The sequence below is a fragment of the Taibaiella chishuiensis genome, from assembly GCF_003014535.1.
GTDB classification, from domain to species: Bacteria; Bacteroidota; Bacteroidia; order Chitinophagales; family Chitinophagaceae; genus Taibaiella; species Taibaiella chishuiensis.
On record NZ_PYGD01000001.1, the window covers coordinates 1,075,466 to 1,088,202 of the forward strand.

The window sequence follows — 12,737 nt, forward strand, 5'->3', positions numbered from 1 at the left end:
TTCAAAGAAAATAAATAGGAAGCGTTTAAGCTATCCAGGGTAGGTAAATAGGTGACAATACCGGGCCTTTGCGGGTGCATGTGATGTCGTGAATTTTATTGCGGCCACAGTAGGGCCTCAAACAGGTCGGCCGGTTTTCGCCGCGACGGCTACTGTAAGGGACGTTGCGCGTGAGTGGCATTTTATCTGGTAGGTAGGGATACGCATTTGATGCTATTTACTTCTGTTATCCCCCGCCTTCCGCAGGGTCCCTTTGCAGGAGCCCCTGCGGGGGACAAGTTTCCCAAACCCAGGCGCCATCGCTAATACCGGCTTACCCGTAAAAACGAAGCCTTAGTTTTTACGCATCACGAAAATGAGATTACTGGTTTTTTTCGAAAGGTCTATGACTTCGGTAGCCAGACCTTTTTCTTTGGCCCAGTTTTCCAGGAAGTCTTTGCTCAGGAAGTGCAGTTCATTTTGTGTCTTATTGAAGTTCACGATCTGTGTTGACCATACCTCCGTGCGGCGTGTGCCTTTATGCCTGTCGGCCAGTTCTTTTACGCCATCTCTTATAATCAGTATGCCGCCCGGTTGCAGGGCGGTATAACTTCTGTTCAGCAGGTCCAGCTGCTGTTCGGGCAACAGGTAATGCAATACATCGCTGATGATAATGCCGTCGCAGGCTTCCAGGGTATAAGCGCTCAGGTCGGCCTGCTCAAAGCGGATCTTTTCCGGTATGGTTATGTTTGCAGTAAGGGTAGCCTGCTCTTTTTTCGAACGGCGCTTGAGGCGTTTATAGTTATGTTGTGCCGTTTCTATTTTGTTTTCGTCGTAATCTACACCGATAAAACGGCGTTCTTCCGAAGCCCAGTGCAGCATATAGGTCATAAAGCCATAACCGCAGCCCAGGTCATAAAACTTGCCGGCGCGCGGTAATAATTCATGGAATGGCTCGTAGTTGCCTTCCAGCGCGGTTTTAACCCTGCAATACCATTCCAGTACCGGGCCTTTGTAGATATGACTCTTAATGATCTGTTCGCGAAAATAACGCGGTGTTTCGTTTTGCGCTTTCTCGGCTGCAAACGCCTGCCGGAACCAGCGGCTGATCTGCTTGGTGCGTTCCCGGTAACCCGTACCGAAGCTGCTGTCATTGGCCCTGATCGGCGGGTGGATCTTTGCCGTGGCAATACCGTCTTTCAGCAACCAGTCGCCTTTCTGCATGGCATAGTGTACGCCATGTAATACCACTGGTACCACATCCAGCTGCAGCTGTTCTGCAATATAAAAAGCGCCCTTATGGAAGCGGTGTATCTGGTCATCGTAGGAACGCGTACCCTCGGGAAATACAACGATGCCGTAACCCCGTGCTACCAGGCTGCGCAGTGGTTCTATACTATCCTCGGCGCCATCGGCCACGGGGTAGTACTCGGCCATGCGCACGATCTTGCCGAATACCGGCGAACGCCATACCCATTTATTGGTCAGCAATACCAGCCTGGGGTGCAGCATCGTAGTGATCAGGATATCGAGAAATGAAGAGTGGTTGGCGATATAAACCGCTGGCCGGCCAAATACGCCGGCATCCATTTTGATTACCCGCTTTTTGATATTCGTCATTACATACATCACACTGCCGGTGTACTTGCTCAGTACCAGGTGGAACAGGTATTTGCTCCTGGCCCTGCCAAAAGGCCGGAGGCCGGTAAGCAGCAGCCCGGCCAGGGTAACGAGCAGGCAGCCTGTAAAGAAGTACAGGAAGGAGAAGGCCGATTTAAAAAGACTCCAGAGCGTAAAGGGCATAAAACCCTTGTCGGCCCGGTGTTGTATCATAAAGTTGAACAGGAAGGGCTGCAATACCTGCGATACGAATACCACGCAAACCAGGCCCAGCGTAGCCACAAGGGCAATAGACTGTAAGGCCGGGTGTTTGGCGAAGATGAGGGTACCGAGGCCGATAACCGTGGTGAGCACGGAAAGGTATACCGCGGCGCGGGCCGGCCGGATATTGTTCTGCCCCGTACGGTATTTTTCCATCAGGCTATCCATCATAAATATGCTGTAATCGTCGCCCAGGCCGAAGATCAGGGTGGAGATAATGATATTGACGATATTGAACTTCAGTCCGAAAATGCTCATCATACCCAGGATCCAGATCCAGGTAAGGGCCATGGGCAGGAAGGAGATCAGCGCCAGTTCGATACGGCCATAAGCGATAAGCAGGGCCAGGAATACCAGCAGCCCGGAATACAGCAGGATCCGGTTAAAATCGTGGTTGAGCAGTTGCAGCAGGCGTTCGGATACCGATTGCCGGTCGGTGGCAATTACGTCGGGACTATGGCCAAAAGCATCGAGTACTGCTTTACGTGCGCCGGGCGCTACTTTCAGGGTGGCTATGGCATAGTGTTCCGCACCCTTCTGCGCCAGGGCGCCGGGTACCAGTTGCTGAAGAAAGGCTGTAGTAGCGGTGTCGAAGGGGCTATACGTTTGCCGGAGCGTGGTGCCGAAGTCGGCAAAGGCGTTGGCGCTGAAGCCTGCAGCCTTGCCATATTGCTGTACGGCCGAAAGGGTACGGTCGATCCGCTCCCCGGTCCAGAACTGTTGCCAGCGGCTGATGCGGCGTTGTTGTTCCTGCAGCGAAGGCAGGATCACTGCGGGATTGATGCTGTTGCGGATGGCTCCCCGGGCCTGCAGGTTTTGGATTGTAGCCTGTACGGCCTCCATTTTGCGGGCGGCAGCTTCGGCGCTTTGCTCCTTGGCCACTACAAATACCGAACTGAGCGCATAGGCATTGTTGCGGTTGAGCTCCTCCTGGGCCTGCTGCAAGGCCGGCGACATATAATTCAGGTGCATCAGGTCGCCGTCGAACTGCACTTTTTTGGCATAATGCCACAATACAGGCGTGGCGGCGATTACCGCCAGCAATAACCATTTGTTGCCCTCCGGACGTAAGCCAGCCAGCCGGTCTATAAAGTTGGGTTTGGCATGTGTGGTAGCTGCAGAGCCGTCGAGCCCTTTTAATAAATGAGGCAGGAAGATCAGGGTGAACAACGAGGCGCCGGTAAGGCTTGCTGCCGCAAAGGTGCCCAGGTCCTGCAACAGCGGGGCATGGGCAAAACGCAGGGCAAAGAAGGCGCCGATGGTGGTAAAAGCACCCAGGGTAAGCGGGAAGGCCAATGCTTTTACATGACTGCGCATACCCTTGTGCAACCGGGCATGGCTCATAAAATGCACGGAGAAATCCATGGCGATACCCAGGATCACTGCGCCTGCACCCAGGGCGATCAATGATATGCTGCCCTGTACCAGCGCGGTTACCGCCAGGCCGAATACCGCGGCAAATACCACGGGTACCATCAGCAGCAGGGGCGCCCGCTTACGGCGGAACACGTAAAAAGTAAGCGCCAGCAGCAGGGCAATGGTAATGCTGAGTGTGAGTATAGTGTCAGCCCGCATCTGGCTGGCATTGCCGGCTGCTACTGCCGGGCCGCCAAAGTAGCTGGTATGCAGCCCCGGATGGGCACGGTTCCAATCCTGCAGTTGGCCATCGAGTTGCTTGAAAAATTTGCCGTTGATACCCGTTTCAGATGCGGGGTGTTTTAATTCCAGGAAGAAGGTAAGGCGCTTGCTGTCCTTGCTGAAGATATACCCGTTATACAATTCGTAACCCGGGTCGAAATGGAGCGATTTCAGTTTGTTGAAAGCCAGGGGCACCATGCCGATCGGGTCGCCGGCGATCCATTGTTTGGCTACGATACCGGCCGGTGATAGCAGCAGCCGGTGTTCTTTTTCGAGGGTAGCCCTGATCCGTTCGGGTTGTACCAGCGAGTCAATGGTGGTATAGTCGTGTTCGTCCAGTAGTAAGGGCAGGTATTGCAGGGCCAGCGCCGAAAACTGTTGCTCTTTATCTTCGTTGACCTGTGCCTGTATCGTTTTTACCCAGGCCCCGTTGCCCTGCAGCAGTTTTTCCTGCAGGTGCTCCTGCAGGCTGATCAGGCTGTCGGGCGCCGTTGCGTTGCTGTCCTTAAAGGATAACGTAAAAATGATCTGTTCGCCCGTTTTTGTTTTGCTGAGCACATCGTTCATTGCTTCAATACCGGGATCGTGGGGGATCATTTTATTGATATCGTCGACAAAACGGATCCTGGAGGCGCCGAGCAGGCAAAGCCCGAACAGGAGCGCGAGGCAAAACCAGAAAAGCTTTCGGCGGTTTTCAAAAAAATCGTAGAGGGCCGTGAAGATATATTGCATAAAGATAATACTGCAAAAGTAAAGGAAAAGAATAAGGCTGGCTTACCTTCCCGCTTCAATCCGCTATAAATATTGCGGACAGTCGCTTTGTAATTCTTTTCCGTATATTTTTGAATATATTTGTCCTGCATAAAAAATATCCTTTCATGACCTCAGCCCCCGTCCGGTATCTTATAGTCGATGATAACGAGCTGGACCGTATGGTAGCGGAGGCCTTCGCCGGGCCTTATCCTTTCCTCCAGCACCTGGGCAGTTATGCAGGCCCCGTAGAAGCATTGGAGGTGATAAAAGCGCAAAAGCCCGACCTGGTATTGCTCGATGTGGAAATGCCCGGGGTAAACGGCATCGACCTGTTCCGCGCGATCAAGGACATGGTACCCATGGCCGTATTCATTACCGCCTATCCCGAATTTGCGCTCGAAGGCTTCGAGTTGTCGGCGCTGGATTATATCCTCAAGCCCCTTACCGAAGAACGTTTTGCCTTATCCGTAAAGAAGATCGCAGAGTATTGGGAAATGAAACAGAAGTCCACGGCTTACGATGTGTTTATCGAACAGGAAATGATCACCATCAAGCAGGGGCACGATAAAATACGCATCCCGCTTAACGATATCATTTACCTGGAAGCGCTTAACGACTATACCAAGATCTTTACCTCGGAAAAAAGTTATATCACTATCGGCGCGCTCAGCCGTTTGCTGGAGCAGCTTCCTGCACAGCATTTCTGCCGTATTCACCGCAGCTACGCCATAGCAGTCCATAAAATTTCGGCCTTCAGGCGCAATGAAATAGCCTGTGGTGCTGTTGTTTTGCCGGTAGGCAAGACTTACAGGGCTGCGGTCGCACAAATGAAACAATAGTGTTTCCCCCTTCTCAATCCTGTACCTATGCGGAAAATCTTTACCCTGCTTTTCTTATGGTTACCTACAGTGCTCGCGGCACAACATGCTTTTAAAAAAGAAGCGCAACAATGCGACTCGCTGATCGGCATCACCAACAACCACGAGCTCGAAATACTGGCCCGTAAAGTATTGCCGCAGGTAGCCGGCGACGACTGGTATAACCTGGCCCTCTTTCATTATTATATCGGGCAGAGTATGGAAATGCCTGCCAACTACGATACTGCCGTATCCCATTATGAACAGGCGATAGCTTATGCCCGTAAGGCAAAGGATGGCGCCTTGCTATCGCGGCCGCTGAGAGGATTGGTATTTGCCTACTACGCGGCCGGAGAAAAAATGAAGCTGGACGAGGTGGCACGCGAACTCGAGCATATGTCCGATACCACGAAAAACCAGGACCTGCGTATCATCAATAATTCTGTACTGGCCAATTATTATGCAGCCAAAGGTATTCATGAAAAACAACTCAACTACCTGCTTGAAGACCTGGCTTATGCACAACGGGAACTGGCCAAAGGAAAAGAGACGGCGCGCTTTAATGCCTATGTAGCCGAAGATCTGATTAAGATTGCCGAATTGTACAATGTAAACCTGAAGCAGCCCGATAAGAGTAAGGTATACCTCGATAAAGCAAGGCCTCATATCCTGCCCGCCGACCGCGGCGCCAGTGTATTTTATTATAAATTATATGCAGAAGCCTTACTGGACCTGGGACAGGCAGATAAGGCCAACCTTTACTACGATAGCCTGAGCGCTATGTGCACCGGCGGATTCGGTATGGCCTGCAATGTGCGCATTACGCTCGACCTGGTATTTATAGAACATATGCTTGCAGCCGGCAAGCAGGACCAGGCCCGTTTGTTCCTGGATCGTGCCAAAAAGCTGGCGCCCGAATATGCGCAGGATCCCACTACCCTTAGCCAATTGCAGTTACTAGAAGGCCAGGTATATATGGCTGCTGCGGATTACAAGGCAGCCTTGCCCTTGCTGAAGCAAGCCGAAGCCGGTGGACGCTTGGTAAGCCTCGAGTTCTTTACTAAAGTGCAGGCCGCCCTGGCCCGCTGTAGCGCCGGCCTGGGACAATGGCAGGACGCCTATCGTTATGCACAGGAAAATGTGTTGTTGCAGGATTCGCTATACCTGGAAAAGACGCAACAGGGGCTTGCCAATGCAGAAGCAAAATACCAGAACAAAGAAAAACAACAACAGATAGAACAACAGCAGGTACAATTGTCCTATGCCCGTAAGCAGCTCTGGTGGCTTGTTGCAGGCCTCGCCCTGGTCCTGCTTATTGCGGTGCTCCTGTTTGTTATTTACCGGAATAAAAAACGTACCGCCGATCTGCTGGATCATAAAAACAAAACGCTGGCCCGGCTCAACCACGACCTGGAGGAGGCCAACCAGACCAAAGCCAAGCTGTTCAGTATTATCAGCCACGATCTGCGCTCGCCCATAAGTCAGGTCTATCAATTCCTGAAGCTGCAACAACTGGATCAGAACCGGCTTACCGAAGAACAACGGAATGTATTAAGCTACCGGATACAAACTGCTACCGGTTCGTTGCTCGAAACTATGGAGGACCTGTTGCTCTGGAGCAAGACCCAGATGAACCAGTTTAATACCGAGATGCAACCCGTTTCTGTGGCCGATGTGGTAACCGACTGTTTGCAACTGCTGCAGCTCAACAGCGATGCCAAAGGGCTAAGGGTAAATAATGCCGTAGCTGCAGACGCCCGGGTAAAATCGGACCCCTACTTCCTGCAGGCCATTGTGCGCAACCTGTTGCAGAATGCCATAAAAGCAGCCCCTGAAGGGAGTGTTATCGATATCGGTTTTACCGGACATACCTTGTCGATAGGTAACGACGGCGTACATTTTTCGCAGGCAGATTATGAAACGGCAATCGCCGCGGCACAAAGTCCCAAATCCTTGTCGGGATTGGGTTTGCGCCTGGTCGATGAGCTGAGCCGTAAAATAGGCGCAACTATAACCTTTGCCGATACCACGGGTAGCGGTACCCGGGTAGCGCTGAGTATGGGGTAAAACAGGCTGCGACTGGGGAAACCCCATAGCTGGAAAAGGCGGTCTTTAAGGCCGTCTTTTCCATTGGGCGATTATTTGCAGGCGTTGGGCGATTATTTTATGTGTGTTGTGTGAATAATACCATTTTTGTCCCGGGTATCACTTGTACATGCTGCCTGCCCCGGCAGCCTATCCACAGTGCAGTTGATGCCTCCGCCCCTATACCCGGCGTTCTGCAATATCACCCTATGTTGCTCACCCTAAAATACCTATACCATGAAAAAGTCTATCCTGTCCGCCGTGTTGTTCTGTGCAGCAACATGGTCCTTGCATGCGCAGGTAAAGCGCCCTCCGGTTATTGTCCGCCCGGTCAGCAATTGCTGCAGCAGTAATCCCTACGTACTTACCCCCTGTGCTACGGCCTTATTCCAATCCTTCAAAAACCTGGCAGCCGGCGCCGGTACCCGTATCTGCAACACCAGTCTCAACTATCCAAGCCTGAGCTTCGCCATGCCGCACAACTGCTATTCGCTTATGGATACCGCAGCCGGTATGGTTACCTTTACCAGCTTCTATGTGCCTTCGGTATCCGAGTTCCGGGTAATCTGGGGTAGTGTGCCGGGCAACTTCAGTTACTACGGTGTTTGTGCGCCGGAACCTATCATCTTCCCGCATCCGGGCATTATCGAAAATCATGTGTTTGCTGCAAAATTGATCCGGCAGAGCGATTACAAAGCTTTTAGCGGCGCAGTTAAAGATTATTCATCAATGGCTGCCGTGCCTTATGTAAAAGTGGCTGCCATCGAAAAGATACTCGCTGTTTATGTGGAGGAGCAGGGAGGGTTTATCAGTACCACCGAAGCTGCGAGCTATAACAGCCGCAATTCTTCCAAAGGCATCGTGGTAAAGGTAAAACTCAAAAGAGGCGGTACCGAGCTGTGTTACCTGGTCAATAATTATGACAATGCAGGCACCATTTATTGGAAGGAGCCTAACCCTGCCTGTATACCCTGATCCGATCCCTGTTACGCGCTCCGCGTAAATGACTGCGAACACCGCAACGAAAGCCCGGGTATAAAACCGTGCAGCAATGAACGTTGCAGCGACCTAAGGTTATTGGCCGGCCTTCGAACGAAGGCCACTGCTCTGCACCTGTTTTGTACGGGCCGGGCGCCTTACGCTTATTTGTCCTGGCAAACCGTTGCCTGGCGCCACATCCCAATCATCTTTCTTTAAAAAATACAACATGAACAATAAATTTATTTACCTGAGCTGCCTTTTTATGGGCTTGTTGCCCCTGCGTATGATGGCGCAAAATGTGGGCATCGGTACTACCACCCCCGCCACCAGCGCCGCACTGGATGTGAGCAGTACCACTAAAGGCATATTGATACCGCGTATGACTACTGCACAGCGTACAGCCATTGCTGCGCCCGTTAATGGACTGATGGTATACGATACCGGCACCAACAGTTTTTGGTATTACAAGGGCTCGCTATGGACGGAGGTGGGCGGCACTGCCGGCGGCTGGTCGCTTACCGGCAACACGGGCATCGATACGGCCATAAACTTTATCGGTACTACAGATAACAAACCGTTACGGTTCCGGGCGGGCGGTTACCGTTCCGGTGGTATCGATCCCAATAACGGTATTGTTTCTTTGGGTATCGAAGCTTTGTTACACAATACTTCGGGTTCTGAAAATATAGCCGTGGGTAGTAATGTGCTGTTTAGTAACACAACGGGCGGCAACAATACGGCTATAGGTGGCTATGCCGCCTACAGCAACACGTCGGGCAGCAGGAATACGGCCTCGGGCCGCGATGCATTGTACAGCAATACCACGGGAAGTAATAACTCGGTATATGGCGCCGGGGCTTCATATTACAACACGACAGGTAATAGCAATGTAGCCCTGGGCGTACGTTCGCTGTATAACAATACTACGCGTAATAATCTTGTAGCCATAGGCGATAGCGCCCTGTACAACAACGGGACAGGTGCTACGGGCGCCCTGGAGGCCAGCGGCAATACAGCCGTAGGCAGCAAAGCGCTTTTTAGTAATACGACCGGCTATCGTAATACAGCCGGCGGCAGCCGGGCACTGTATAGCAATACGACCGGGGCGGGCAACACGGCCCATGGTTTCAACGCCCTTACTGCAAATGTTTCGGGTGCAGGCAATACCGGTACCGGTAATTATGCGCTTACGGCCAACCTGAGCGGAAGCAATAATACAGCTGGCGGCGCAGGGGCTTTATACAGCAACACTACCGGGGAAGACAATACTGCTACCGGCGCTGCTGCCATGCTGGCTAATACCACGGGGGGCGGCAATACAGCCGCAGGAAGGCTGGCCTTGTATAACAATAACACGGGTTACAATAACGTGGCCATTGGTATAGGCACATTATACAGCAATACTTCGGGCAACAGTCTTGTCGGTATCGGTGATAGCGCTTTGTATTATAACGGTACCGGAGCAGGCTCGGGCGCTGCCTATAATACCGCCGTTGGCAGCAAGGCCCTCTATGCCAATACACAGGGCTCGGGCAATACGGCCCATGGCTACCGGTCGCTTAACGATAATACGATAGGCGACAACAATACCGCTACCGGCTATAATGCCTTGTCGAATAGTACGGAAGGGTTTAATAATACCGCCACCGGCAGCTTTGCCCTGAATGCAAACAGTACAGGATCGTTTAACGTAGCAGTGGGCAGCAATGCCTTGTTTAATAACACTACCGGTAGTAACAATACGGCTGCCGGGCGCACGGCTTTAAACTTCAATACGACCGGTTATAGTAATGTAGGCATAGGTACCCGCGCTTTATACAACAACACTACAGCCAGTAACCTGGTGGCTGTAGGCGATAGCGCCTTGTATAGAAACGGTTCGGGCGCTACAGGTACACAGGAGGCTACGGGCAATGCGGCCGTGGGTAGCAAGGCGCTCTTGGGCAATACCACCGGCTATAACAATACGGCCGGCGGTAGCAAAGCACTATATACAAATACATCGGGCTTCCGCAATACGGCTTATGGTTATAGCGCTTTGTACCTCAATAGTTCTGGAAACTATAATACCGCTGTAGGTACCAATGCCTTGCTGGGCAATGCTACCGGCGATAATAACACCGCCATAGGCGATGCGGCAGGTACGGTGGGTAATATCTCCAACGCTACGGCTATAGGCGCAGACGCATCGGTAGATGCCAGTAATAAAGTACGGATTGGCAGCACCGGGGTAACAAGCATAGGCGGGCAGGTAAGCTGGACGACCTATAGCGATGCACGGTTCAAGCGCAATATAAAAGATAATGTACCCGGCCTTGCCTTCATCAACAAGCTGCGGCCTGTTACTTATACCGTAGATATCGATGGTATCGATGATTATTATGCCGGCGCCAAAGAGCTCCGGGGCAATATGGCTACCGGTATAAAAGCAAAACAAAGTAATCCTATGGCAGCAAGCAATGTGCAAAGCGGTTTCCTGGCGCAGGATGTAGAAAAGACGGCCAGGGAACTGGGTTACGATTTCAGCGGGGTAGATATCCCGACCAACGATAAGGCCTTGTATGGCTTGCGTTACGCCGACTTTGTAGTACCCCTGGTTAAAGCGATACAAGAACAGCAGGAGCTGATCGAAGCGCTGAAAAAAAGAATAGCGCTGCTCGAAAATAAATAACCGGTCATCAGCAGGGATGTATTACGTTACGAAGGTTAATGATCCTGCTATCCTTGCCTTTTACTTGTAAAACGACCGTGGGGAAAACTTGATATTCCTGTTGTGCTGTTTGCAACGGCAACAACTTCATCAATGCTGCAAAGTACCAGCCGGATGCATCTATCTTTTTATGCCACAATATTACTGCAGCGATTCAATGATCTGCTCTTTATTTAAAAAATCAAACAATATGAGAAGGAAAATTATCTATTTATGCGTACTCCTTTCGGTAACCCTTATCCCTTGGGCAAAAGCGCAGAACGTTGGGATCGGTACGACTATCCCCACCGAAAAGCTGGACGTAAACGGGGCCATTAAAATAGGGACTACGGGTAGCGGTTCGAAAGGTACGATACGCTACCGCGACGCCGACTCGAGCGTGGAAGCCTATGCCGGTACCGGCTGGAAATCGGTGATCAATTACTTTGATGTAGTGGGCTTGGCTGCAAATGGTTCGGTGCCGGTTTTTACCTCCATGACGCGGGGCCAGGCGGTGGTCTTACCCAACCTTACCTATACGGTTAAAAAAAGCGGCTATTACCTTGTATTGCTCAGTGCGGATGGCACAGGGGTACAGGAGCGCAACAACATTTTTAATTTCCAGGATAACCGCGAAGACCAGGAAGGCGAGATCAAACTGCGCAATAATGGTTCCGGTATCCTGACGAAAAGATTCTTCCATATCAGTCCCGATGCTGCCGATGCGGCCCAGGATACGCCATGGCGTTATCATTCGGACGATGGTGAAAAGAGTACGATCCAATACCTGGCGGCCGGCGACGTGATACAAACGGTAGGTACCGTATACCAGGCCGTAGGCGCAGCAGCTCCGGCCCAGCAAAATCCCTGGTCGGTTTATGTGCAGGTTAAATTCATCCTGCTCCGGTAAATAACCCCCCATTTATTAAATGAATACACCATGAAAACACTTTTATTACTCCTGGCATTGATAACGGCGACCGCATATAGCTTCGCCCAGAAGGTAGGTATAGGTACCACCACGCCGGGTTATACCTTAACGGTAAAGGATACGACCCCGGCTGGAGTGGGTATTGCACAGGTATTGCCCGGTCCGGGCGGACAGATCGAAGTGGGTACTGCGATAACCGGCGGCGAAGCCTATATCCAGACCCATTCCAGCCATAACCTCAATTTTACGACCGGCGATTTCCCCGGCATACCCCAGGTAACAATTGCGAACGAAAACGGGTATGTCGGGATCGGCACATCCAACCCGGTGGCACGGCTCGATGTGAGTGGGAACATAAATATATCGGGTTACGTGCGGCTGCAGGCGGGTACGCCCGGCTTAGGCAAAGTACTGGTCAGCGATGCGCTTGGGGTGGGAACCTGGCAAAGTATGCCCCGTTCGGCTAAGGTAATGTCCATACCGGCCGTGGCGTTTGTCAGTAACCAGGGCGGCAATCTAGCCTTTAACCTCACAGACGGTGCCTGCGTAGGCATGAACCCAGGCATTGCCAATACGATGACGATGTTGGCCCCTGTTATGTTGCCCGACAGTGCCGTAATCACGAAGGTGAAAGTACTTTACGTAAATAATACTACAGCGACGGTCTCCCTGAAACTAATGCGGGGTTCAGAATTCGGCAGTATTACTACAACGGCTGTTACGGATTTAGCGCTCACTTTACCCGGTACGGTTATTAAGGTGGCCCAATCTTCGGTATTAAGCCATACGGTATCCAACACCAGGGCCAACTATTACATCACGGTGAATACAACAGCTGCCAACTGGCCCGATATCTCCCAGTTCAAAATAACATGGGTCGAAATTACCTATACCAATTAATTGCGGGACAAAAACAGCGAAGAGCCGGCAGAGCGTCGGCGCC

Annotated in this window: 7 protein-coding genes; 6 read left to right on the plus strand and 1 reads right to left on the minus strand. The window is 51.7% G+C overall.

Annotated elements, in window-relative coordinates:
• Positions 1-333: 333 nt before the first annotated feature.
• Positions 334-4,230 (minus strand): trifunctional MMPL family transporter/lysophospholipid acyltransferase/class I SAM-dependent methyltransferase, encoded by a 3,897-nt coding sequence (locus B0I18_RS04530; RefSeq protein ID WP_106521446.1) that lies wholly within the window; start codon positions 4,228-4,230, stop codon positions 334-336.
• Between the two features lie 146 nt (positions 4,231-4,376).
• Between B0I18_RS04530 and B0I18_RS04535 the strand changes: the two genes are divergently transcribed.
• The 6 genes from B0I18_RS04535 to B0I18_RS04560 all read left to right on the plus strand — a co-directional run bounded on the left by B0I18_RS04535 (position 4,377) and on the right by B0I18_RS04560 (position 12,694).
• Positions 4,377-5,090 carry a LytR/AlgR family response regulator transcription factor gene (locus tag B0I18_RS04535; protein WP_106521447.1) on the plus strand — a complete coding sequence of 238 codons (714 nt, stop codon included), beginning with the start codon at positions 4,377-4,379 and terminating at the stop codon, positions 5,088-5,090.
• Positions 5,091-5,117: 27 nt separating this feature from the next.
• Entirely contained in the window at positions 5,118-7,175 is a 2,058-nt protein-coding gene (locus tag B0I18_RS04540; RefSeq protein ID WP_106521448.1) for a sensor histidine kinase, read from the plus strand.
• A gap of 255 nt (positions 7,176-7,430) precedes the next feature.
• Entirely contained in the window at positions 7,431-8,168 is a 738-nt protein-coding gene (locus tag B0I18_RS04545; protein WP_106521449.1) for a hypothetical protein, read from the plus strand.
• A gap of 232 nt (positions 8,169-8,400) precedes the next feature.
• Entirely contained in the window at positions 8,401-10,845 is a 2,445-nt protein-coding gene (locus B0I18_RS04550; RefSeq protein WP_106521450.1) for a tail fiber domain-containing protein, read from the plus strand.
• Positions 10,846-11,074: 229 nt separating this feature from the next.
• Positions 11,075-11,773, plus strand: coding sequence for a hypothetical protein (locus B0I18_RS04555; protein WP_106521451.1), 699 nt, complete (start codon positions 11,075-11,077; stop codon positions 11,771-11,773).
• A 30-nt stretch (positions 11,774-11,803) separates the two neighbouring features.
• A complete protein-coding gene (locus tag B0I18_RS04560) occupies positions 11,804-12,694 on the plus strand; it encodes a hypothetical protein (RefSeq protein WP_106521452.1) in 891 nt (296 codons plus the stop codon).
• Positions 12,695-12,737 lie beyond the last annotated feature (43 nt).

Bases quoted from the DNA above. Each gene is read 5' to 3' on its own strand.
- B0I18_RS04555 (WP_106521451.1), top strand. From the start codon at position 11,075: ATGAGAAGGAAAATTATCTATTTATGCGTACTCCTTTCGGTAACCCTT.
- B0I18_RS04560 (WP_106521452.1), top strand. From the start codon at position 11,804: ATGAAAACACTTTTATTACTCCTGGCATTGATAACGGCGACCGCATAT.
- B0I18_RS04545 (WP_106521449.1), top strand. From the start codon at position 7,431: ATGAAAAAGTCTATCCTGTCCGCCGTGTTGTTCTGTGCAGCAACATGG.
- B0I18_RS04540 (WP_106521448.1), top strand. From the start codon at position 5,118: ATGCGGAAAATCTTTACCCTGCTTTTCTTATGGTTACCTACAGTGCTC.
- B0I18_RS04530 (WP_106521446.1), bottom strand. From the start codon at position 4,230: ATGCAATATATCTTCACGGCCCTCTACGATTTTTTTGAAAACCGCCGA.
- B0I18_RS04535 (WP_106521447.1), top strand. From the start codon at position 4,377: ATGACCTCAGCCCCCGTCCGGTATCTTATAGTCGATGATAACGAGCTG.
- B0I18_RS04550 (WP_106521450.1), top strand. From the start codon at position 8,401: ATGAACAATAAATTTATTTACCTGAGCTGCCTTTTTATGGGCTTGTTG.